Origin of the sequence: Tamlana crocina, assembly GCA_040429635.1 — a bacterium.
GTDB lineage: Bacteria > Bacteroidota > Bacteroidia > Flavobacteriales > Flavobacteriaceae > Flavisericum > Flavisericum crocinum.
Genome location: CP158972.1, coordinates 729,144 through 753,860, shown reverse-complemented (window position 1 = coordinate 753,860; position 24,717 = coordinate 729,144). Strand labels below are relative to the sequence as shown.

At 38.5% G+C, this 24,717-nt stretch carries 21 protein-coding genes; 9 read left to right on the top strand and 12 right to left on the bottom strand.

Annotation, left to right across the window (positions count from 1 at the left end; all coding sequences use genetic code 11):
• The first annotated feature begins 65 nt into the window (after nucleotides 1-65).
• Nucleotides 66-1,679: an OmpA family protein gene (locus ABI125_03375; GenBank protein ID XCF06908.1), complete on the top strand. Its 1,614-nt coding sequence runs from the start codon at nucleotides 66-68 to the stop codon at nucleotides 1,677-1,679.
• 254 nt (nucleotides 1,680-1,933) lie between these two features.
• Here the strand turns inward: ABI125_03375 and clpX are convergent, their stop codons facing one another.
• From clpX to ABI125_03345, 6 genes are all read right to left on the bottom strand, one after another.
• A complete protein-coding gene (gene clpX / locus ABI125_03370) occupies nucleotides 1,934-3,166 on the bottom strand; it encodes an ATP-dependent Clp protease ATP-binding subunit ClpX (GenBank protein ID XCF06907.1) in 1,233 nt (410 codons plus the stop codon).
• A 75-nt stretch (nucleotides 3,167-3,241) separates the two neighbouring features.
• Nucleotides 3,242-3,916: an ATP-dependent Clp endopeptidase proteolytic subunit ClpP gene (gene clpP / locus ABI125_03365; protein XCF06906.1), complete on the bottom strand. Its 675-nt coding sequence runs from the start codon at nucleotides 3,914-3,916 to the stop codon at nucleotides 3,242-3,244.
• A gap of 143 nt (nucleotides 3,917-4,059) precedes the next feature.
• Nucleotides 4,060-5,388, bottom strand: coding sequence for a trigger factor (gene tig / locus ABI125_03360; protein ID XCF06905.1), 1,329 nt, complete (start codon nucleotides 5,386-5,388; stop codon nucleotides 4,060-4,062).
• 300 nt (nucleotides 5,389-5,688) lie between these two features.
• Nucleotides 5,689-6,036: a phage holin family protein gene (locus ABI125_03355; GenBank protein ID XCF06904.1), complete on the bottom strand. Its 348-nt coding sequence runs from the start codon at nucleotides 6,034-6,036 to the stop codon at nucleotides 5,689-5,691.
• Nucleotides 6,037-6,069: 33 nt separating this feature from the next.
• The gene (locus ABI125_03350) at nucleotides 6,070-6,834 is read right to left on the bottom strand and encodes an alpha/beta fold hydrolase (protein XCF06903.1); all 765 of its coding nucleotides are present in this window, start codon (nucleotides 6,832-6,834) and stop codon (nucleotides 6,070-6,072) included.
• Nucleotides 6,835-6,888: 54 nt separating this feature from the next.
• Nucleotides 6,889-7,602: a pyridoxine 5'-phosphate synthase gene (locus tag ABI125_03345; GenBank protein XCF06902.1), complete on the bottom strand. Its 714-nt coding sequence runs from the start codon at nucleotides 7,600-7,602 to the stop codon at nucleotides 6,889-6,891.
• An 88-nt stretch (nucleotides 7,603-7,690) separates the two neighbouring features.
• Between ABI125_03345 and ABI125_03340 the strand changes: the two genes are divergently transcribed.
• The 8 genes from ABI125_03340 (at nucleotide 7,691) to murI (ending at nucleotide 15,953) form a co-directional block, all read left to right on the top strand.
• A complete protein-coding gene (locus tag ABI125_03340; protein ID XCF06901.1) occupies nucleotides 7,691-8,350 on the top strand; it encodes an acetoin utilization protein acuB in 660 nt (219 codons plus the stop codon).
• Nucleotides 8,350-9,234 carry an NAD kinase gene (locus ABI125_03335; GenBank protein XCF07869.1) on the top strand — a complete coding sequence of 295 codons (885 nt, stop codon included), beginning with the start codon at nucleotides 8,350-8,352 and terminating at the stop codon, nucleotides 9,232-9,234. Before ABI125_03340 ends, ABI125_03335 begins: the two co-directional genes overlap by 1 nt.
• A 100-nt stretch (nucleotides 9,235-9,334) precedes the next feature.
• Nucleotides 9,335-10,021, top strand: coding sequence for a DUF6089 family protein (locus ABI125_03330; GenBank protein XCF06900.1), 687 nt, complete (start codon nucleotides 9,335-9,337; stop codon nucleotides 10,019-10,021).
• Between the two features lies 1 nt (nucleotide 10,022).
• Nucleotides 10,023-10,763, top strand: coding sequence for an isoprenyl transferase (locus ABI125_03325; GenBank protein XCF06899.1), 741 nt, complete (start codon nucleotides 10,023-10,025; stop codon nucleotides 10,761-10,763).
• A gap of 58 nt (nucleotides 10,764-10,821) precedes the next feature.
• Complete coding sequence (locus ABI125_03320; protein XCF07868.1) at nucleotides 10,822-13,371, top strand: POTRA domain-containing protein; 2,550 nt, start codon at nucleotides 10,822-10,824, stop codon at nucleotides 13,369-13,371.
• Nucleotides 13,372-13,540: 169 nt separating this feature from the next.
• Entirely contained in the window at nucleotides 13,541-14,569 is a 1,029-nt protein-coding gene (locus ABI125_03315) for an OmpH family outer membrane protein (GenBank protein XCF06898.1), read from the top strand.
• A gap of 39 nt (nucleotides 14,570-14,608) precedes the next feature.
• Nucleotides 14,609-15,106: an OmpH family outer membrane protein gene (locus ABI125_03310; protein ID XCF06897.1), complete on the top strand. Its 498-nt coding sequence runs from the start codon at nucleotides 14,609-14,611 to the stop codon at nucleotides 15,104-15,106.
• Between the two features lie 67 nt (nucleotides 15,107-15,173).
• Nucleotides 15,174-15,953 carry a glutamate racemase gene (murI, locus tag ABI125_03305; GenBank protein XCF06896.1) on the top strand — a complete coding sequence of 260 codons (780 nt, stop codon included), beginning with the start codon at nucleotides 15,174-15,176 and terminating at the stop codon, nucleotides 15,951-15,953.
• Nucleotides 15,954-16,034: 81 nt separating this feature from the next.
• On the opposite strand, the gene ABI125_03300 is transcribed toward murI, so the two are convergent.
• Genes ABI125_03300 through ABI125_03275 form a run of 6 tightly spaced genes read right to left on the bottom strand, consistent with a single transcriptional unit; the run spans nucleotide 16,035 to nucleotide 24,710 of the window.
• A complete protein-coding gene (locus tag ABI125_03300) occupies nucleotides 16,035-16,964 on the bottom strand; it encodes a glycerophosphodiester phosphodiesterase family protein (GenBank protein XCF06895.1) in 930 nt (309 codons plus the stop codon).
• Between the two features lie 18 nt (nucleotides 16,965-16,982).
• Complete coding sequence (locus tag ABI125_03295; protein ID XCF06894.1) at nucleotides 16,983-18,575, bottom strand: calcineurin-like phosphoesterase family protein; 1,593 nt, start codon at nucleotides 18,573-18,575, stop codon at nucleotides 16,983-16,985.
• A 15-nt stretch (nucleotides 18,576-18,590) separates the two neighbouring features.
• The gene (locus tag ABI125_03290) at nucleotides 18,591-20,573 is read right to left on the bottom strand and encodes a calcineurin-like phosphoesterase family protein (protein XCF06893.1); all 1,983 of its coding nucleotides are present in this window, start codon (nucleotides 20,571-20,573) and stop codon (nucleotides 18,591-18,593) included.
• Between the two features lie 18 nt (nucleotides 20,574-20,591).
• Nucleotides 20,592-21,878, bottom strand: a complete 1,287-nt coding sequence (locus tag ABI125_03285; protein XCF06892.1) for a hypothetical protein — start codon at nucleotides 21,876-21,878, stop codon at nucleotides 20,592-20,594.
• Between the two features lie 12 nt (nucleotides 21,879-21,890).
• A complete protein-coding gene (locus ABI125_03280) occupies nucleotides 21,891-23,114 on the bottom strand; it encodes a BACON domain-containing protein (GenBank protein ID XCF06891.1) in 1,224 nt (407 codons plus the stop codon).
• Nucleotides 23,115-23,141: 27 nt separating this feature from the next.
• The gene (locus ABI125_03275; GenBank protein ID XCF06890.1) at nucleotides 23,142-24,710 is read right to left on the bottom strand and encodes a SusD/RagB family nutrient-binding outer membrane lipoprotein; all 1,569 of its coding nucleotides are present in this window, start codon (nucleotides 24,708-24,710) and stop codon (nucleotides 23,142-23,144) included.
• Nucleotides 24,711-24,717 lie beyond the last annotated feature (7 nt).

Genomic DNA, 24,717 nt, shown 5'->3' with positions numbered 1-24,717 from the left:
TTTTTTCATTACACCGAGTTCAGGATTATATTTAGTTACTAATTAATCCAAACCCTCGCCCAAAAATGAAAATAAAACTATCCCTTTTCGTTTTCTTGGCATCCCTCATGCTGTTTAGCCAAGGACCATCAAACGTAGTGGCCTTCAACCACAACACGCCTCATAGACCAGATTTATTTAACACAACCGACGTTCTTTCTTTTGAAGATAGCGGATTTGATTTTGAACTCTTGGACGCCGGTGTGAACACGGCGTTTTCCGAAATTGGTTCCGGTTTTTTCAGAAACAAGCTTATTTTGGTTTCCTCCAAAAAACTGGGTGGTTTGGCCAAAATAGACCCTAAAACCAAGGAGGCTTACAAGGAGCTATATTGTTTGGATATTAGCAGAAACGGTGCATTGAGCGCCCCTTATCTTTTCAGCAGAATATTGAACACCAATGCTAGTGAAGACCAATTAACGTTCTCACCAGACGAAAAAACGGTGTATTACACGAGAAGCAGCAAAGAAAACTCATTGGAATTTAAACTCTACCGAGCCGTACTTGAAGAAGACTCCCATGGCAACTGGATTAACAACGAACTCCTTGCAATGAATGAGAATGGCGTTTCCATTGAAAACCCGTTTGTAAATCACGCAGGCACACAACTTTACTTTTCTGCTAACCTACCAGACTCTTATGGCGGATTCGATCTGTATGTTTGTAATATTGCCGAAGACGGCAGCATAAGTGTTCCTAAAAATTTAGGAAACACTATAAACACCGCCTACGACGATAAATACCCAGCGCTATCACTAGACGACAAATACTTTTATTTTTCTTCAAAAGGACACCAAAACATGGGGGGTTTCGATTTATTTACGAGCAAGATTTCAAAACATGGTTTCAAATCACCAAGAAACATGGGCAACACCATAAACTCTGCTTATGACGAAGTAGCGTATTTTTTGGCTGCCAAAAACAAAGGATATGTATCTTCAAACCGGCCCAACGGAAAAGGCAGTTTCGATATTTACACCGCCGTTAACAACGAAGTTATCCAAACAATAGCGGGCAGGGTTGCTGACCAAGAAACACAAATAAAACTTCCCAATACCTTAATCATTTTAAAGGATGAAGATGGAGCTGAATTAAGCCGAACATTAACGGGCGAAGACGGTAGTTATTCGCTAAGCGTTTCTCCTTTTGAATCTTATACGCTGAACACCTACAAAGACGGATTTAAGGATAGTGCGTCGGAATTTTATACCAACCGAGGTTATAAAACCGCTTACAGAAAAGACCTTGAATTACTCACCACCGAACCCGTTATCGCAAAAGTTGATGACGAAATGCGCATTGTTTTGGAAAATATTTACTTCGATTTCAACAAATGGAACGTGAAGGAAGAATCGTTTATTTCATTGAACAAAATTATTAAAGTCCTTAAGGAACACCCAGACATGAAATTGGCTATAAATGCGCATACGGATAACAAAGGCCGTGATGCTTACAACATGAACTTATCGAACAAACGTGCGGCATCGGCAGTTAAATATTTAATTAAAAATGGTATTAGCAAGAGCAGATTGCAATCAAAAGGATTTGGTGAAAGCAAACCATTGATAGATTGCAAAAATAATTGTAGCGAAGAAGACCTGCAAGCGAACAGACGTGTGGAATTTGTGATTTTGGAATAAACAGACAAACTGCTTTCCTCAAAAATTCGTAATAACCGATTAAGTGCACGTGCATAAGTCCTTAAACGAGTATTTCGTCTTATAGTCTAAAACCATTTTAAAAGCTTTGTGCCTTGTTAAATTAAAGATACATTTGATTCAGATTAATCGAAAAACTTAAGATTTATACATAGCAGATCCATTATTAATTAATTTTCCATAAATAAAAAACCACGCTAATTAGCGTGGTTTTTTTATATCTATTTGTCACTTGTTTAAGAAACCGCTTTTAGCTTCTTAAGTGTGGTTTTTGTCAATTTATCTTCAGCGTAAGCTTTAGTAACATTCAATTTTTTCTCGTTGCTACTAGGCATTTCAAACATCGCATCGGTTAAAATTTCCTCGCAAAGCGATCGTAATCCCCTTGCTCCCAATTTATACTCAATCGCTTTGTCAACTATAAAACCAAGGGCTCCATCGGTGATAGAAAAATCAATGTCGTCCATTTCAAACAGCTTTTTGTACTGTTTAATAATAGCGTTTTTAGGCTCTGTTAAAATAGCTCTTAAAGTTTCGGCATCTAAAGGGTTCATGTGCGTTAACACTGGTAAACGCCCAATGATTTCAGGAATTAACCCAAAGTCCTTCAAATCCTTCGGAATAATATACTGCAATAGGTTTTCTTGATCCACAATATCGTCAGACATTGATGCGCTGTAACCAACGGCTTGCATATTCAATCGTTTTGAAATGATACGCTCAATACCATCAAAAGCACCGCCAGCAATGAACAAAATGTTTTCGGTATTCACTTCGATGAATTTTTGATCGGGATGCTTACGCCCACCTTTTGGTGGTACATTAACCACAGTACCTTCCAGAAGTTTCAATAAAGCCTGTTGCACACCTTCACCAGACACATCCCTGGTGATGGATGGGTTATCGCTTTTACGGGCAATTTTATCAATTTCATCAATAAAAACAATTCCTTTTTCAGCCTTTTCCAAATTGTAATCGGCAGCCTGCAATAAACGGGTTAAAATACTTTCTACGTCTTCGCCAACATATCCAGCTTCCGTTAGTACCGTTGCATCAACAATAGCTAAAGGCACGTTCAGCATTTTAGCTATGGTTTTGGCCATTAGGGTTTTACCGGTTCCGGTTTGCCCCACCATAACGATGTTACTTTTTTGGATATCGATATCGTCTTTAGACGGTGTTTGCAACAAACGCTTGTAATGGTTATAAACGGCTACTGACATTACTTTTTTAGTAGTGTCTTGCCCTATTATATATTCATCGAGAAACGATTTGATTTGTTGCGGTTTGCGAAGCTTTAATTCTGCAGAAAGGTCGCTCGTATCGTTCTGTTTAGATTCCTCTATAACAATACCGTGCGCCTGCTCAATACATCTGTCGCATATATGAGCATCCAATCCTGCTATCAATAAATTGGTTTCGGGTTTTTTACGACCACAAAACGAACATTCTAATTCTTCTTTTGCCATTAATCTAATTTATTTTCTGGGGAGGAAAAAATCGCAATCCTCACACTAATAACTCTTAAAATTACAATTTTTTTATTAATTGCGAGCCAATATTTCATCAATCATACCGTATTCTTTAGCCTTATCTGCTTTCATCCAGTAATCACGATCACTATCTTCGTAAACTTTGTCGTAATCTTGCCCCGAGTGTTTACTTATTATTTTGTAAAGTTCTTCTTTTAAGGTTAAAATCTCTCTAGCGGTAATTTCGATATCGCTGGCCTGACCTTGTGCACCGCCCAAAGGCTGGTGAATCATTACACGAGAGTGCGTTAAACCACTACGTTTTCCTTTTTCACCTGCACATAAAAGCACCGCTCCCATCGAGGCCGCCATACCCGTACAAATGGTAGCCACATCGGGCTTGATGAACTGCATGGTATCGTAAATACCCAAACCGGCATACACGCTACCGCCCGGTGAATTGATATAAATTTGAATATCTTTAGAAGCATCAGTACTTTCCAAAAACAGCAATTGCGCCTGAACGATGTTGGCCACTTGGTCGTTAATACCTGTTCCCAAGAAAATGATACGATCCATCATCAATCGGGAAAACACATCAAAAACCGCTATGTTCATTTGGCGTTCTTCTATAATGTTTGGAGTAAGGTTGGTGGGGTACATACTACTGATGATTTTATTGTAATATGTGCTGCTTATACCTTGGTCTTTTATCGCGAATTTTTCAAACTCTTTTGCGTAATCCATAGTTAAAATTGAATTTTATTTTGATAATCCATTGATTGACACCAATATGGATTTATCACTTTTAGTTTTAGTAATTTATTTTGAACAAAAAGGCGCTTAAATCTATAGATTTAAGCGCCTAAATATAAGCATTTATTATTTACCTATTTATCGCCGTAAACCTCTTTAACAAAGTTTTCATAGCTTAATTCCTTAATTTTAAGGTTAGCTTTTTCTTTGTAAAGTTCTAATAATTTTTGGCTTACCAATTGCTCTGAAATACGACGTGCCTCATCTTGGTTTGACAATACACGGGCCGCAATATCATCCAATTCTTTATCAGAAGGATTCATTTGGCCGAACTGCGCCATTTGGGCTTTAATCATTTCACGGGCATGGTTTTTAATATCGTCCATGGTTACTTTGATGTCGTTCTCCTCAATCAACTTGCCTTCAATCAATTGGTAACGTAAGCTTTTTTCAGACTTCTCGTATTCTTCTCTAGCTTGATCGGAATCCAATTCCTTTTCTCCGGCAGTTTGCAACCACTTGGTTAAGAATTCGGCCGGCAAATCGAATTTGGTGTTTTCTACCAAGTATTCAGTAACGTCGTTCAATAATTTTTGATCGGCTTGCTGAACGAATTGCTTCTCGGCATCTTCTTTTATTTTCGCTTTCATTTCGGTTACTGAAGTTACTTCTCCCTCCCCGAATAGTTTATCGAACAATTCTTGGTCTAAATCGGCCAATTGACGCTCGTTGATTTCAGTGATTTCAAAAGTCACTTCAATATCCAATCCGTGCACATCGTCATGACCTAATTTTAAGGCATGCATCAATTCGTGCTCGTCGTCATAAAGTCCTTTGGTTTGTAAAGTGATAACATCACCAACTTTAGCCCCGATGAATTGTTTTTCGGTAGCGTTGCCTTTAAATTTATCTAAAGTTAAAGTCACCGTGTTTTCAATTTCTTTTTCTTCGTTTTTGAAGGTTCCGGTAATCTCACTTTCTTTTTCAACGGCGTCTTGAGGAACTAGTTTACCGTATTGTTTCTGGATACGCTCTACTTGCTCATCAATCATTTTATCATCAGCAACAATATTGTATTGCGTGATAGCGTCTTTACCTTTTAATTCCACTTCGAATTCCGGGGCCAATCCTAATTCAAACTCAAAAGAAAATTTCTCTGCATCCCAATCAATTTCTTCTTGAGTTTTTGGAAGCGGTTGCCCTAAAACATCCAATTTTTCCTCGGTTAAATATTTGTTCAAGGCATCTTGCAACAATTTATTCACCTCATCAACCAAAACGGCTTTACCGTATTGTTTTTTTACCATGCCCATTGGCACGTGCCCTTTTCTAAACCCAGGAATGTTTGCTGTTTTACGGTAATCTGATAGGATTTTTTCTACCTTATCGCTGTAATCTTCTTTAGCGATATCTACTTTCACAACAGCATTTAATGCATCAACGTTTTCTCTTGTAATATTCATTTTCAAATGATATAAAGCCTTTTAGGCAATTAACACTAATAGGTTTTTGTGAAACCTAAAAATTATGTAACTAAAATTGGGTGGCAAAAGTACAATATTTTTACCACCCAACAAAGTTTTTAAACCCTTGATTTTTAGAGCCTGTTTAAGTTTTTATCAATTATTTTCTACGCCCCTTTTTGCGCATAATTTTGTTAAAACTTCACCAAGCAGCCCAGCTATTATCTTCAATTTTAACTCATTCTGCATCAAAAATGAACAATACAAAACTTAATCATAAAAATTTAAACAGGCTCTTGGCTATTTTTTATCTTCTTTAAACAAAGAATGAAGAATGGATTGCAGAATGGAAAGTAGAATACTAAAAAACAATGCCCACCAAAAATTATTGACCGAAAAACCGCTTATTAATTGATCGGCCAGCAGAATAATTATGGCATTGATTACCAAAAGGAACAAGCCTAAAGTTAAGATGGTGGCCGGCAAGGTGAATATAACCAAAATAGGCTTTACCAGTAAATTGAGTATCGCCAAAACTAGCGCCACCACAATAGCCGTTAAGTAATTATCAACATTTACGCCCGATAGCGCATAAGCTAAAATAAATACGGCTGCAGCGTTTAATAGAAGTCTTAAAATGAGATTCATATATTTTGTTTTTAAGGAAATATACGAAATTTATTATTTCACAAACCGCTCTACAGCCTCAAAAAAGTCTTTGGGGTTTTCGGCATGCAGCCAATGCCCTGAGTTGGCAATGGTAACAATTTCTGAATTTGGGAAATGGCTTTTTATGATATTCTCGTCGTCAACACCAATGTATTCCGAACGATCGCCTCGAAGGAATAAGGTATCTTTTTCGAAAGTAGCATGTGCGGGAAGTGACTCTCCAACTTCGGCCACTTCGTTTTTCAAAACCTCTAAGTTAATGCGCAGTCCCAATTGACCTTTTTCAACCCAATACAGATTTTTTAAAAGGAATTGACGTGTACCAAAATCGGACACATATTCACTCAACACTTTATCAGCTTGGCCGCGACTTTTTATTTCACTAAAATCCAATTGGCTCAATCCGTTTAAAATAGTGTCGTGGTGCACGGGATAGAATCGTGGTGAGATATCGGCCACCAATAATTTAGACACCAATTCAGGATACAATGCAGAAAATAACATCGCGGTTTTTCCGCCCATGGAATGCCCGAGCAATACAATATCTTCCAGTTTATTGGTCTCACAGTAATTCTTTAAATCTTCAGCTAAAAGCTCGTAACTAAATTGGTCGCTGTGGAAACTCCGCCCATGGTTACGCTGATCCACCAAATGTACCTCGAAACCCAATTCACTGAACTGTCCGCCCAAAGTTTTCCAATTATCGCTCATGCCCAAAAAACCATGCAGAATTACAAATGGTTTTCCTTCACCTATGATGTTTGAATGTAATACCATGAATTTGATTTACGATTTTTGATTAATAATTTCCGATTTTCAAACAATCTGCAACTAACGAAGTTTACGCAAATACATCTGAATAACATTTTCTACGCCCAAGTACAAACTTTCGGCCACTAAAGCATGCCCAATAGACACCTCCAACAAACCGGGGATATTCTTTTTGAAAAACTCAATGTTATCTAACGACAAATCGTGCCCTGCATTCAGTCCCAACCCGAGTTCATTAGCCAGCTTAGCACTTTCAGCATAGGGCTTAACACCTTCTAAATTCCCCAAACCGTATTGATGCGCAAAACCTTCGGTGTACAACTCTACTCTATCTGTTCCGGTTGCTTTGGCACCTTCAATTTGCTTTAAAACTGGATCGACAAAAATGGACGTTCGAATGCCGTTTTGTTGAAATTCCTTAATCACATCAACCAAAAAATCTTTATGCTTTAAAGTATCCCATCCGGCGTTGCTGGTAATGGCATCTTCGGCATCTGGCACCAAAGTCACCTGTGTAGGTTTCACCTCCAAAACCAAATCCATAAACGACTTTATAGGGTTGCCCTCAATATTATATTCGGTGTAAACTACCGGTTTTAAATCGCGCGCATCTTGGTAGCGGATGTGCCGTTCGTCTGGCCTTGGATGAATGGTAACTCCTTCGGCACCAAAACGCTGTACATCTTTGGCAAATTGCACCACATTGGGCACATTGCCACCCCTTGAATTCCGCAACGTGGCAATCTTATTAATATTAACGCTTAACTTGGTCATAAATCGGTTTTATTCAGCAAAAATACAAAGTAGAACACGCCTACATAGTATTTTTTTGATTAATTTGCAGTACCATTAAACAAAGATTATGCGACTTTCGGAATACATAATTAACGATGTAAAACCCTTAAACATTAACAGTAAGGCTAGTGAGCTGCAACTCCTTTTTAACCAGCTTACGTTTTCGCACATTCCGGTGAAGGACGATAATGGCGCGTACCTCGGCTGTTTTTCTGAAACCGACGCCCATTGCTTTGATGGTGAAAAACCGCTAAAAGAATATGTGTACGCCCTTGAGGATTTTTATGTTCGAGACAATACCGTTTGGTTGGATATTTTAGAAGAATTTGCCGTACACTCCAACAACATCATGCCCGTTCTGGACGCTAAAAACCGCTATTTGGGTTACTATGAACTTAATGACGTTATCAGCCTGTTCAGTGAATCGCCTTTCTTCTCTGAAGCAGGAGGCATTTTGGTGATTGAAAAAGGTATTAATGATTATTCGTTTAGCGAAATTAGCCAAATTGTAGAATCGAACGACGGTAAACTTTTGGGCGCATTTGTTTCTAAGATGAACAGCGACCTGATACAAATCACTTTAAAAATAGGCAATACCGGCCTAAACGAAATCATTCAAACATTCAGAAGATACAGCTACAACATTGTTTCTGGCCACGAAGAAGATGGCTATTTAGAAACCTTGAAAGAACGCTCTAATTACTTAAAAAGATATTTAAACATATGATGAAGGTTGCCATTTTCGGACGTTTTTACAACAAAACCACATCAGCTTCCGTCGAAACCCTGTTTCAATATTTACTAAAAAAAGATATTGACGCTTATATTGAAAGTCATTTTTTCGAAATCATAAGCGATAATTCGCCGAACATAAAAGATTTTAATTCGTTTAAAACCTTCGACACACTCGACACCTCTTTCGATTTGCTGGTAAGTGTGGGCGGCGATGGTACCATTTTACGCGCCATTACTTTTGTAAAGGATATCAACATACCCATTATTGGCATCAACACCGGAAGGCTCGGTTTCCTGGCCACCATTCAGGTGGACGATATCGAGCGTGCCATGCAAAGCATTATTGATGGCAAATACAACATTTCGGAACGCAGTTTGCTTTCGGTGGAAACATCGCCTGAAAACCCAGATATCAAATCGCTCAATTTTGCACTCAACGAAATTGCCGTAAGCAGAAAAAACACCACCTCGATGATTACCGTGGAAACGCATTTGGATGGCGAATACCTCACCTCGTATTGGAGTGACGGATTAATCGTATCAACGCCCACGGGTTCTACCGGCTATTCGCTGAGTTGTGGCGGCCCGGTAATTACACCAAGCACCAACAGTTTTGCCCTTACGCCCATTGCTCCTCATAACCTGAGTGCGCGTCCGTTAATCATCCCTGATTCTACTGTAATTGAGCTTCGGGTAGATGGTCGTGAAGAACAGCATTTGGTGTCTTTAGATTCCAGAATTGCTACTTTGGACAATGGCACGCTTATAAAAATCAAAAAGGCCGATTTTAAAATTAAAATGATTGACCTCCTGGACGAAAGCTTTCTGGACACCCTTCGAAAAAAACTCCTTTGGGGCGAAGACAAACGCAATTAAAACAATAATTTAAGAGATTTTCTGTTTTAAAACCAGACAATTTTGTTCATATTACCCAGAACACATCTTATTTATTATATTTGCAAACTTTCGAACATTTATGAGGCATTTAACCCTGTTGATTATTAGCATTTTAAGCATTCAATTAAGCTACTCCCAAATTTTTGAAATTGGTGGTTTTGCAGGCGGAAGCAATTTAATTGGTGATGTTGGTGCCACAGACTACATAAAACCTAACGCACCTGCACTAGGGCTGCTATTTAAATGGAACCGAAGCAAAAGGCACTCTTGGCGAGCATCGTTAACCTATTCCGATTTAAAAGCTTATGATAGCAAATCGGACGACCCAAGAAGAATCCAACGGGATTATGATTTCGATTCCAACTTATTGGAAATATCGGCAGGCATGGAATTTACGTTCATGGATTTCAATCTGCACTCCGGCAAAACAGTAGCTACACCCTACCTCTATTCTGGAATTAGCGTAGCAAAACACGATAATTTTTATTACCTAAATGGCGTACAATCCCCCGAAAACACCTCCAGTTGGGCTTACGGCATACCTATGGCATTAGGGTTTAAAACCAACGTGTTAGGCAATTTTATTCTGGGCCTTGAAGTGGGTGCGCGTTATACGTTTTCAGATGAAATTGACGGCAGTATGCCAGACGACCAATGGAGAAACCAATACCGTTTTGGAAACATAAACAACAACGATTGGTATGTGTTCTCAGGAATTACCTTAACTTACACCTTTGGTGAAAACCCTTGCTATTGTGTAGAATAAAATGGATTTAAAAAGCAACATAAACGAAAAAAGATTACCCAAACATATCGCCGTAATTATGGATGGCAACGGGCGTTGGGCCAAACAACAAGGTATGGCTCGTGCTTTTGGCCACGAAAACGGCACCAAATCGGTTAGGGAAACCGTTGAAGCCTGTGCCGAATTGGGCATTGAAAACTTAACGCTTTATGCCTTCTCCACCGAAAACTGGAAACGCCCCAAATTAGAAGTGCAAACCCTTATGAAGCTTTTGGTGTCTTCATTGAAAAAAGAAATCAAAACCCTTCAGGACAACAACATTAGGTTAAACGCCATTGGAGCTTTAAGTACATTACCCAAAAAAGTGCACAAAGAGCTTTTTGAGGTTATAAAAAGTACCGAAAACAATAGCAGAATGACTTTAACGCTGGCTTTAAGCTACGGATCGAGGGAAGAATTGATAAACTCCGTAAAAGAAATTAGCATTAAAGTTAAAAATAATATAATTTCGCCCGATAAAATTGATGAATCAATTATAAATGAGCATCTTTACACGCATAATTTACCAGATGTAGATTTGCTTATTAGAACTAGCGGAGAGCAGCGCATAAGCAACTTTTTACTATGGCAAATAGCTTATGCTGAATTATTTTTTGCAAGTGTACTGTGGCCAGACTTTAAAAGACAACATTTGTACGAAGCTATTATTGAATATCAAAAAAGAGAACGAAGATTTGGGAAAACAAGTGAACAACTTAGTTAAGTTACCTGCAACAACATATTTAAAGTACTTTTTTACTATAGCCTTTTTTGCAGGGTGCATGGCCGTTCAAGCACAAGATGTTAATTACATAAAAGGCAAAAAATACATTTTGGAAGATATTTCGGTTTTGGGAAACACCTCGTTTGGCGACCAAACCATTATCACTTATTCCGGGCTTAGAAAAGGTGAAGAAATTACCATTCCCGGTGAAGATATCGCCAACGCCATTAAAAAACTCTGGAACTCCAAACTCTTCAGCGATATTGAAGTTTACGTGACTAAAATTGAAGACGACAAAGCCTTTCTTCAAATTCAACTTTCCGATTTACCGCAACTTAACGACATAAAAATAAACGGTGTTAAAAAAGGAAAAGTTGAAGGTATTATTAACGACAACAAACTAAAAAAAGGTACTAAAGTTACCGAAAACCTGATTACCACAACCAAAAACCATTTGGTGAAAAAGTATAAAAAAGACGGTTATTACAACACCAAAGTGCACATCAACACTATCGATATAAAGGATTCCATTCAAACCGCTAGAGTGAATATGGTGGTTAATATCGACAAGGGTGAAAAGGTAAAAATTAAAGACATTGTGTTTTCTGGCAATGATGTTTTAAGTGACAAAAGGCTTAGAAAAGCTATGAAAAGCACTAAGAAAATCAACCGTCTGCGCATATTAAAGCGTTCAAAATATATCGATTCGGCCTACCAAGCCGATTTGGGCCACATTGTTGACACTTACAAAGAAAACGGTTATCGCGATGCCCGAATTGTATCCGACAGTTTAGTTGTTAACAACGATAAAACCATATCGCTTTTCATTGATGTTACCGAAGGCGAGCAGTACTCCTTTGGCGATATAAAGTTTATTGGAAACACTGTATATTCCAACGAATATTTAAGCAGATTACTGCGTATAAGAAAAGGTGACACCTACAACGGCGTTTTGCTTCAAAAACGTATTGCAGACAACTCTAAACCTGATGCTTTCGATATTACCAACGAATACCAAAACAACGGTTATTTGTTTTCCAGCATTAACCCTGTTGAGGTGAGTGCCGAAAACAATGTGATTGATATGGAAATTAGGATTTCCGAAGGGAAACCAGCCTATTTCAACACCGTTTCGGTAGTGGGTAACGACAAAACGAACGACCACGTTATTTACCGTGAATTACGCACGCGCCCTGGTCAATTGTACAGCAAAGCCAATGTAGTGCGTACCGTAAGGGAATTGGGGCAATTGGGCTTTTTTGATGCCCAGGAAATCTCGCCCGACTTTAAAAATGCCAACCCCATGGAAGGCACCATCGATATGGAGTACTCGGTAAAGGAAACCGGTTCTAGCCAAATCGAGTTACAGGGTGGCTACGGTGGTGGCGGTTTTATTGGAACTTTAGGCTTATCGTTCAACAACTTTTCAATTAAAGACATCTTTAAAAAGGAGGCCTATAAACCTATCCCTATGGGCGACGGACAAAAATTAGCGCTCCGTTTACAGGCCAGCCGCTTTTTCCAAACCTATAGTTTTTCGTTTTCAGAACCTTGGATGGGGGGCAAGCGTCCCGTACAGTTTTCAACATCAATATCGCACACCAAGCAATTTACGTATGGAGCAAATTTCCAACCAGATAGAAGCAGAAGTTTTAACATCACTGGAATCACTTTTGGTTTGGCCAAACGATTAACGGTTCCCGACGATTTCTTTACGCTTTCACAGGCCATCAGTTACCAACGTTATGATTTAAACAACTACAACACGGGATTATTTAGCTTTGGCGATGGGCATTCCAATAACTTATCCTACACCGTAGGTTTAAGCAGAAACAACACCAATGTCGATCCTATTTTCCCAACAGGAGGCTCGAAGTTTTCGGTAACCGGTAAATTCTCATTGCCGTACTCCCTTTTTAACGGCGTGGATTACGAACAACTTTCTGATGAATACGACGCCGCACAGCAACAGGCTGCTAATGCAGAAAGTACTTTATCTCCTGAATATATTGCTGCAAACGAAAAAATTACAGAAATAGACCAAAAACGTTTTAATTGGTTAGAGTTTTATAAAATCAACTTTAAAGGTGAATGGTACACCGAAATTACCAAAAACTTGGTGTTGCGTCCCCTTGTAGAATTCGGGTTTTTAGGAGCATACAACCAAGACCGTGGCGTGATTCCTTTTGAAAGATTCTTTGTAGGTGGTGATGGATTGGGCAATTACAGTTTAGATGGCCGTGAAGCCATACAACTGCGTGGTTACCCCAACCAATCGCTAACACCTCTTGACGAAAATACTGGCCGCGCTTCAAATGACGGTGGAACTATTTACAATAAATATTCATTGGAATTGCGTTACCCTATCACTTTAAAAGCATCTGCTAAAATTTATGCTTTGGCTTTTTTGGAAGCTGGTGGCTCGTATAACAATTTTAGGGACTTTAGTCCGTTTAACGTAAATCGTTCCGCAGGTTTAGGTATTCGTATTTTCATGCCAGCCTTTGGTTTATTGGGTATCGATTTTGGTCACGGATTCGATCCTTTACCTGGCGAATCTACCAAGCACGGTTGGGAAACCCACTTTATTATTGGACAACAATTTTAAGCGCTTAATTTATTTTGGCACGATATTTTCTATTTACACCATGATGATTTGCACGAGAATAAAATTTTTAAGATTAAAATTCGTTAATTTTGAAGACCGAATTCAACAAGGCAGCCAAACCATCTGCCTGATTTAGAATTTGCAATCCATAATTAAAAAAATTAAACCGATGCAAAACAACGTTCTTTTTTTACTGACATTAGTCGCTATGCTTAGCCTCTCTTCCCTCAACGCGCAGCGCGGGGTAAGGATTGCTTACATAGATACTGAATACATTTTAGAGAATGTTCCGGAATATCAAGAGGCCACACAACAATTAAATGCCAAAGCCCAAAAGTGGAAAAACGAAATCCAACAAAAACTGGCTGCGGTAGAACAAAAACGCGATGCTTTAAATAACGAAAAAGCCTTATTGACCACCGAACTGATTGAAGAACGCCAAGAAGATATCGATTTTGAAGAAGCCGAAATATTGGATTATCAACAAAAACGATTTGGACCCAACGGCGATTTGTTCATTCAGAAAAAACAATTGATGCAGCCGGTGCAAGATCAAATATTCGCAGCCGTTCAAGATTTGGCAGAAGGCAGAAAGTATGATTTTATTTTCGATAAATCTTCTGATGCCACCATGCTATTTTCGGCAAAACAGTACGATTTGAGCGAGCAGGTATTACGAAGCATTACCCGTACCGCCAAACGTACGCAAGCCCAAAACCGGGCTGAGCGAAAAGCTGCCGAGCAAGAAGAATTGATTCCTGAAGTAAACGAAGAATTAGACGCTCGCGAAAAAGCCCTGGAAGAAAAAAAGCAAGCCAGAGCCGATGCGGTTGAACAACGCCGACAGGAAATTCTTGCGGCACGCGAAGCCAAGAAAAAAGAAGCTGAAGAAAAACGCCAAAAAATATTGGAAGAAAGGGAAAAAGCTAAGCAAGCCAAATTAGATGCCAGAAACGGCACAAATACCGAAACTGATGAACCATCTGAAGAAGTAGAGAGCAGTGCAAAGTCAACAGAAACCGCTTCAGAAAAAACAGAAGAGGCACCAAAAACACAAGCCGAACTGATTGAAAAAAACAGACAACGCAAACTAGCAGAAAGAGCTGCGCGCCAAAAAGAACTTGAAGAAAGAAAACAAAAAATATTAGAAGAACGCCAAAGACGAAGAGATAGCATTATAAATGCTAGAAAAAATTAAACAAAAATAAATTTATAACACACTTAACATTAATTAAAAATGAAACAATTTAGAACTCTATTATTAGCAACCGCATTATGTCTCGTAACTGTAAGTTTTGCACAAGCGCAAAAGGTTGCCCATATAAACACGCAAGAATTGATTGCTGCCATGCCAGAAGCCAAGGCAGCACAAGCCGAAATTGAGGCCTTAGGCAAAACCTACCAAACCGATATTCAAGCGTCTATCACAGAGTACCAAAACACCGTGAAGCAATACGAATCTGAAGCAGGAACCAAAACCGACGAAGAAAACCAAAAAAGAGGATTAGAGCTTCAAGAAAAGCAACAGCGCATCCAACAATTTAGAGCTGATGCACAAAAGGATTTAGCTCAAAAAGAAGCTGAATTGTTTAAGCCTATCCAAGAAAAAGCCATGAACGCTATTAACGAAGTGGCCAAAGAACAAGGTTACGAATATGTTTTGGATAGAGCGACTTTAATTGTTGCCGATGGTAAAGACATTCTTGCCGATGTTAAAAAGAAAATGGGCATCTAAAAACAGTCGAAATAAAAATTTCAAAAGCTGTCTTTTTAAAAGGCAGCTTTTTTATTTTTGTGTAACTATGAGCGAACAACCTATTGGTATTTTTGATTCCGGTGTTGGCGGCACTTCCATCTGGAAAGAAATACATGCGCTAATGCCATATGAAAATTCTATTTATTTAGCCGATAGCAAAAATGCTCCCTACGGCCCCAAAGGCAAAAAGGCCATCACGGAACTCAGTATAAAAAACACCGAATATTTAATCAATCAAGGTTGTAAAATAATTGTAGTGGCCTGCAATACCGCCACGACCAATGCTATTGATTATTTGCGGAAAAACTATAATGTTCCGTTTATTGGTATCGAGCCAGCTATTAAACCGGCCGCCCTGCAAACACAAACCCATGCCGTAGGCATCTTAGCTACCGAAGGCACCCTGAGCAGCGAACTCTTCCATAAGACCTCATTATTATTTGCCAAAAACGTTACCGTTTTGGAACAAATTGGCGATGGTATTGTGGAGTTGATTGAAAGCGGACAATTGCATTCAGAGGAAATGAAAACGCTTTTAAAACTCTATTTACAACCAATGATTGATGCTAACATCGATTACTTGGTATTGGGCTGTACGCACTACCCCTATTTAATCCCCATTCTTATCGATTTGTTGCCTAAGCATGTAAAAATAATCGATTCTGGGCAAGCCGTAGCCAAACAGACCAAAGCCGTTTTGGAAAAACTCGAATTATTGAACCTTTCAACAACCCAGCCTAATTTACAGTTCTTCACTAACGGCAATCCACAAATCATGCAATCGCTACTTTCTAAAAAATTCAAGGTTAAAATTCTAGATTTTTAATTTCATTTTAGAGCACAAAAAAGCACAGTTAAAAAACTGTGCCCTTCAAACAAAAACTAACTAAAAAAACTCAATCTTCAATCAACTCTTTATTCTTTTGTTTTGCAATATTACTTTTTCAGGATAATCTGTTATGATGCCATCTACACCCAAATCAATTTGCTCCTTTATCGCTAAAGAATCATTTACGGTCCATGGTATCAATTTCATTTGTTTTGCTTTTACAGAATCTATAAATGCTTTGTTTTTTACTAATTTATAGTTAGGACTATAAATTGGGGGTGTAAAATTCAATAGTTTCAAATTATCTTCAACACCTCCTTTACTTACCAAATAGGCCAATTCAACCTCTGGATAAGATTTATGCATTTCGTTGAGAATTGCTGGGTCGAAAGATTGAATATTCCATTGTCCTGCTATGGCTTTGCTATTTAAAACCTGCATAACAAGCTCGACCATTTTATCGGGTTGCGGCTGATATTCTCCATATTGCGATGGCACCGATTTAATTTCGATATTGTACCCAACAGCTGGTAATTGTCGTTTTTTCAAAAAGGTTTCTACGCTGTCAATAACTTCAGACAACAAAGGTTTGTATGCTGAAATTCGCTTTTGCTGAGGAAATTTAACATTGCCTTTTAGTCCAACTTCAAAGGTTTTAATACTATCATACGTCATTTTATACAGATTAAACTGCTTTTCTTCGGCCTTAGAAATACTGTCGCCCGTTGGGGCCAACACATATAGTGATGACATGTAAGGCTCGTGGGAAACAACCACTTGATTATCTTTTGAAACCACTACATCCAATTCAATAACATCCACGCCTTTTAAGATGGCATTTTTAAAGCCAACAATGGTATTTTCGGGGCTGTGCCCACGTTCACCCCTGTGACCCTGTACCTGAACTCGTTTCGCTTCAGCCTTTTCTTCTTTTTGGATTGAGGTTTTAGCCTGTTCTTTGCATCCTAAAATCACTACAAACAGTAGCAAGAACTTTAAATACTTCATTTTATTTAAATTATTATTTTAAAATTTAGGTTCTTCAACCCGATACTTTTTACTGGCAAAATGTTCTTTGCCAAACATATCTTTTGCTTTTACTTCTATGGTATGCACACCCGCTTCGAGATTTGAAAGCACCTTCCCTCGCCATAAATGTGTACTATCAATTGGGTTTGAACCACGCTTGCCTGGTATTAAAGTTTCAGATTCATCCCAATTAATTATTTGGGAAACATACGATGGATCAACTTCATTAACGTATTCCATGGTTTTCCAATCGCCATTATCAATACGGTATAGCACCTCATCGTTTTGGCTTCCCATGAAAAAATTCACATAAATACCCGACTTGGTTCGTTTGGCTTTTGCGACTACTTTGGGAGCGAAAATTTCCATTTGATAGGTCTTTGGTTTCCCCGCCACTTTATAATCTATACTATACGAATTACCGTTAAAGTTTATAAACGCATAACCTTTTGGCGTGCCGTCGCGCATGGTTGAAACAGGAATTTTATTTTCATCCAATCTGCCCGAATACCAATCGCCACTTGTTGTGCCTACATTGTAATGATGGTGGGGTTTTTCTTGGTGCCAACCGTCGCTTTTTGTAAAGAAATCTTGACGTTGTATATGTGTGTGCGCCGATAACGACAACGTATTTTGGAACGGTTTCAGTAAGTCGAACAATCGTTTACGGTCTTCATCTCTAAACGTATCTTCGTTTACGGGTTCGCTCAATGGAATATGCATGGCCAACACAATTAAATAATCTTTGGCAACGTGTTTTAAATCGTTTTCAATAAACTGAAGCTGGTCTTCCCTAAAACCACCCCAGTATTTTGTTTCGTTTCGCGGATCGGGATACAGCACATCATCCAAAACAATAAAGTGTACTTTACCGTAATTGAAAGCATAATTTGCAGGCCCAAAATGCGCTTCATAAGTTTCATCGGAAAGCTCATCGGTTTTGGCATCAAAATTAATATCGTGGTTGCCCAACACGTTATACCAAGGTATTCCTGCTTTTTTTGTCGCTTGAATGTACGGATTGAACAAGTCCAAATCATTTCCAACCAAATCGCCAAGACTTAAACCGAACGGCACATTTTCAATATTGGCCACTTCTTCTACAACGCCTTTTGCGAAATAGTCAACCTCTTCTTGTGTATATGGTTGTGGATCGCCAAAAATCAAGGCGGTAAAAACGTCTTTTTCTTCGGAAGGCATTAAAGGAAAATTAAGCAGTCGCGGTAATTTGCCCGTTGCTTCAACACCTTTGAATTTTAATTTTGGCGATCCTTTTGGTTTATGATTATAAAAAAACTGTGGTAAATTATCGGTGTTTGATGCAACGGCATAGTCACTTGGTTTTATCACAGAAATGATGTTATCGTCTCCCAAAGGCAATTCGTACTTTCCTTTTTTATCGGTAAGCACAACATCAACGCCGTTTGTTACGGCAACATTAGCAATTCCTTTTTCTCTCGACTCTTTTTTGCCATTTTTATTGGCATCGCTAAACACATAACCAGCTACTTTTTCTTGTGCTAAAGCTTGAAAACTTATAGTTGCAAAAAGTACTAGCGTTAACGATTGTTTTATGTATAATGATTTCATTTTTATTAATATTTTTTATTTCATATCTAAGGTTAGCGCTTTGGGGCGCACCATATTTTCGGTGTAAACATTGCCAAATCTATCAGTTACTTTTATACTTAAAGTGGCATCTGGCGTAGCTGCCGTTACTTTAAAAAAGTGAGCCGTTTTATTCGTTACAAACGCACTGGTCGGGGTTGCTCCTGCATTTAAACGCAAAGCATCATAAGAAATAATATGTAACGGATCTTTAGCACTTACTCGTGAAATTTCTAAGGGCGTATTGCCTTCTAAAACTTCAATTTGCCATTGCGAATCGTAACCCCAAACGTTTATTAAAACATCGTTGTTTGCACTTGGACTGGCGTAGACATCGGCATAATCGGCTAAATCGGTATCATTTGAATTTGGGGCGTAATTGGCCGCTGTAATATGAATACTATTTAGATCGTAAGTTCTAAACTGGTAATCTTCATCATAACCAATCCCTTTAAAACGCCATTTTATATCGCGGTTATTCATCTCCCAAATACCATATCCGCCTGGGCTTCCATCTTTACAAATATGATTACCGGCATAACCGTTTCTACCGGTCCACCACCACGTTGCACACAATGCAGCTGTGTTATGCTCCATAATGTTATGCTCTTCAACCGAAAAATTAACATGTGTATGCCCAGATAAAACATGAACGGTTGCAAATTCGCTCAATGCATTTTTTAAGGTGCTTGCGTTTAACAAATCGGTTGTATTCACCTGACTTCCGTTAGCATCTAAGGACGGATGTTTGTGCAATGGTGTATGCATTGCCAGTACAATTGGCGTACTTTTATCTGTAATGGTTGCCAAATCCTTTTTTAACCATTCTATTTGATCGTTGGTTAAACGCTCGTTGTAATTTCTGCTGCCTACGGTTCCTTGGGAACCTCCAGAATTGATATACTCCACGCTATCCAATACCACATAATGCACTTTTCCTAAGTTGAAGGAATAGTACGTTGGCCCAATAATATCGCGGTATTTATTTTCGGCTTCCCAGTCGTTAGCATAATAAGGATCGTTATCGTGATTCCCGATTAAGTTGAATACCGGAGCATTTATTTTATTCATGTAAGGCACGTAATCGTTAAGTCCGAAATTATTGTTGTACCAATACGCATCCCAAGTTAAATCGCCCAAGGTTAACGCATAAACTTTTGTTCCGTTTGCGGAATATTTATCTATGGTATTGTTAATGTCCGGCAACACTTTAGATGTAAATTGCTCTAAATCGTTATTTCTATTTGCCAAATGCCAATCGGCCAAAGACAACACCACATGATTATCGTTATTCACTTGAATGAGCGAGAAGTCTTTTTGTTCAACCGTTTCGGTGCTGTTGCTAACGCGCTTAAAAAACTGAGGTGCGCTACCAACATTGGTAACTTCGTAATTTCCTGGAACGGAAATAAAAACAAATCCGGTTTTTTTAAGTGACGCTAAATAATATCGCCCTTCTGCATCGGTAACAGTTACTTCGTAACCATCGGAAACCGTTACATTAGCTATACCTTCGCCATTGCAATACACCACACCTTTTATGTTTTTGCCTGCAACATCAGGAATATTGGTATTCGCAATTACATTACACAAAATATTACCCAACAATAGTTTATTGGTATTACGCAAAACACTTACAGCGTAATTTCCTGATTCAAAATTAGACGGAATCGCAAAGGTGAATGTGCTATCTGAAACTTCAACAACTGTTCCTGAAAAGCTCTGTGAAGTAGTTGAAGATACAAACTCAATGGTATCTCCAACTTTAAATCCTTTTCCTGTTAATGTGGTTTGTCCATCTCTGCTAACATCTAACGACGAAGGAATTGAAACACCAGAAATATTTAAGTCGTTATTTTCATCAATTTCAACCTCATCATTACTTTCACAATTAAGCAAGGTAAAGCCTAAACCACTAACACTTGCAAGTGTTGTTAAACCACTTAGCTTAATAAATTTTCTTCGTGACTGATTATTCATTATTTATTTTTTTTAAACCTATTCATATTTGTAAAAATGAACTGCAAAAATGCATCGGTTAATTTGACTGCCATTGGCTGCTCCTGCATTAGGTTCCCATTCTGTTAAACTCCATAGATAATCATATTCTGCTTCATAATACAAAGATTCCGATCCATATGGCCAACGATAACGTACTGTATTTGAAGCACCGTCTGTATATCGTGCCAATCTTGCTTTTGACCCATATGACTCTGATGGAGCTCCTGAACAAGACAACCATATTCTATTTCCTTTTCTAAAAACACCCTGCATACCATGTGCATGATCGTCATCGAAAAGCGAATTTTTAGGAATTATTTCCTCAATACCAGAATTAAGAACTGTTCCGCCAGAATCTATTGGAAAACCATAAACCTTTGGAACGACACTAGCGCTCGAGCTACCAGAAGAATATTGAGCCGTCCAAAGTTCAGTGCCTTCATCATTAATTTGAACTGTTGAAAACGGATTAGCACCCCCATTAATATCATAATATTCTATTTGAGGCAAAATATACCTGTAGTTAAAGGCATATAAGTTTCCGCTAGAATCCTTACCACATTTTGTACTTGCGCCTGCTCCAGTTGACACTTCTATAATCTTGTTTAAATCAAATACCCTCATACCCAAATTTGTGCTTGCTATATATACTTTATCATTATAATAAGCTACACCTCCTGCATGAATATCTAAAGGTGCGTAAGTATTGTATTGCGTGTAACCACTAACAGTAGAAGGAACTGAAGAATGCACTAAAAGTATATGCCTGTATTTAAGATATGTACTTGAACTCGGACTGATATCAAGCAAAGTTATACGCGAACCTTTATGGTCTGAACCTTCTCGCCCATACCAAGTAATTAAAAGATATCTAACTCCATTTTTTTTAAAACCCGTTATTCCTTGTGGTCTCCATTCGTTTGTGGTTTCATCACCACTGTTCCATCGTATGCCCCTTGCCCTATTTTCTTCCGGCACGTTAAAACCATAAACTTCAGTATACGAACTTCCTCCTATGGCCTCTCTATTTTTATTTATTTGTGTAGGATTAAGAAAAGTAAAACCACTATTTACATAACTACTTACATCACTATAGTTAACACTAATACCCGTAGCAACGGCAGAATAACCAATAGGTTTTTGTTCTAAAATATTTTTATCGTCTTCAATTGTAGAATCACTGGTGCAGTTTGATAAAAAAACACAAACTATTAACAAAAAAGAATAGATTCTAACATTTGCAGTAACATATATTGATGGGCTAAAATTATTTTTTTTTAACATATCAACTGTCTTTTAAGGTATAATTTCAACTTTAATATCATCTAAGAAAATGCGGTTTTTACCTTTACCCACACCTTTAAGTTCAAAATCACCTCCAAGTAATTGTAATTGGGTTTCGGCAGTAGCACCAGTAATTGTAAAGGTGTAAGTTGCCGAAGCATCTTCCCAAATGGCTGTACAATCAGGATCGGCATCGTAATCTGGCCAATTGCTAATGGTAAACGCGTCTACACTTGTCGTTCCAGGGCCAATAACCCCAACATTTAAAGTATTATCGTCTTGTGTACCGCCTTTGGTTTGGTAAGGCACCGCCTTAAACGTAACCTTAACATTGGTTTCTTCGTCTAGAATTAAAAATTTTGGAGAAACCAAATCTCCACCGTAACCCGTTTTTCCTAGTTTTACAAAGCCTGTTCTGGCATACACCACTTGCTGATTGTTTGAACTTGTATTTGGTGTGCTTGTCCAGCCTCTATCCATTTCGTCTTGCGTCCAAGAATCCATACGCTTTTCGCCAGATGTGGTGTAAAAAATCGTGCTTCCGTAGGTTAACCAATCGAAATGTTCTTCCAAAACAATACTTCCATCCAATTGTGTAATGGTAACACTTTTGCTTAAAGCCGGATGATTTGCAGAACTCACGGTTAAAGTCGCCGAACGCTCTGTGCCTTTATTTTTTTCTGCGGAAAGTTTTATTGATGTTTCGGTGGTTTCAATGTCTTGAATCCAATCGCCATTGGTGATTTGGAAAGTCCACTCAACGTTGGTGCTTAAATTAATTTGAAAGTTGCCACCAGCAGAAGCAACACTAACACCTTCTTCGGCGTTTTGCACCGTAATAAATGGTACGTTGGCCTCTTGCTCTACTCGAAACAAAGCGGGCTGTTCTTTGCCATTTACCAAGAATGCAAAGTTCATAACTCGAGCATCAAACGTATTGTTTTCTTCAACAATAAATTTAAAGATGCCATCGTCGTCACCTTTATTCGGAAACGCTTTTACCCACTCACCTTCGCTTTGTGCTACGACTTCCCATGACTGATTGGAACGTACCACATAGCTTTGGGTAATTCCGTTGATATCTACCGACAATCCGGTTGGGTTTTCTTCAATTGTGAAATATGGATCACCCATGGTTTCCTCGTCATCATTACATGAAACTGACACCAATAACAGCGCTATTAATGCAAACAACCTCGATATTTTGTTTGTATGAATTTTATTTAGTGTATTCATTATTTTCAATGTTTTTTTTATTGTTTTTTAGTTTCCGCTTTCAATAGCTTGTTTACTCCACCAAACAGGAGTTTTCATATTGTTTTCACCACCCATTCGTACCAATGCCTCTTGTGCATTGGCGTTGTTTGTTGCCATTGTTGTATTGGGGTAAGCAAAACGCGTTGGCAATACATAATCGTTGAACACCGTACCACGACCAATGGTTAACTCTGGATATCCCGTACGTCGGTATTCGTGATAAGCTTCCATACCAATCCAGAATAGACTTAAGAATTTTTGATTTGCAATAAGTTCTGCCTTATTTGCAGCGTTATCCCAAGATGCCAAATCTGAAGCTAAAAATGCTTCAATATTTTCTGCTGAAATTTCCACTGGCGTTTCACTATACTGCCCCAATTCTGCCCATTTTTCAATGGAAGCGGTTACAGCATTTTCGTAGTATTGTTTTGCTGCCAATTCGCCACCAGCAATACTACCTTTTAAAGCAGCTTCGGCTAAAATGAATTGAACCTCGGCATAATCCATATAACTTGCTGGCATTTCGGCTCTACAAAAAACAGCAGCGTTTAACCACGATGTTCCAGCATCTGCAGCGCTTTGCTCAGTTTCGGTGCAACCTGCAATGGTTCCTTTCCAAGCATTTACACCATTTACCAAATAGTTTGGGTTTTTCTTTCCGTAGATAGCCAAACGGGGATCTTCATAGGTTTGATTTCCAAAATCATCGGCAATAACCGTCATTTTAATTAGCTGCTCGGTCAATTTTCTACCAGAACTTGTAAATCCGTTTTCGTTGGTATTTGCAAACTGACTGCGGTAAGGATCGGAACCAGAGAATTGAACCGTAGCATTATCTTCATTCGATTCGAATAATGGATATTTACTTGGGTTGTTTAACATCATTGTCATTTTAGCTGCTGTATTCATTTCGTCACGACCACTAACACGGCACAACAAACGTAGGTACAAAGCATTATTAAATTTTCTCCACTGTTGGATATTACCGCCATACATACCATCTAAAGCGGGTTTTATGAACACGGGGTTTTCCGCATATAGACTGTTTGCCGTTTCTAAATCGGCAAACATTTGCTCGTAAACTTCCTTTTGAGAATCGAACTTTGGCTCTGTTGTACCACCTTCGCGTGCTTGAAAGGCCTCAGAATATGGTACATCACCAAACATATCGGTCAAGTTAGACATGTAAAGCACCTTTAAAGTTAAGGCTACCGCTTGCAATGATTGGTCGTTTTGTGCTACACTTAAATCGTACATGTGCAGCGCATTGTTTGTGTAGCGAGCATAAGTATTCCATACGCTTTGCCAGTTTTGATCGCCAATAAAATAGCGATGTTCTTGGCGTGTGCCACCACCCGTAAATGCCGTAAACTGAATTAATTCGTTGTTCCAAAACCAAGTATAGTTTTGCCAAGCGTTAATACCGTTGTACAACAATGGTTCGAACAAACCGCTGGCCTTAATATCGCCAACATTGGTTCGGTTTGGGTTTGTATTTATATCTTCAAAATCGGAAGTACAAGCAAACAATAAGCTTACTAACCCGATGGTTAATAGTTTTCTTAAATAAGTCATAACAGTG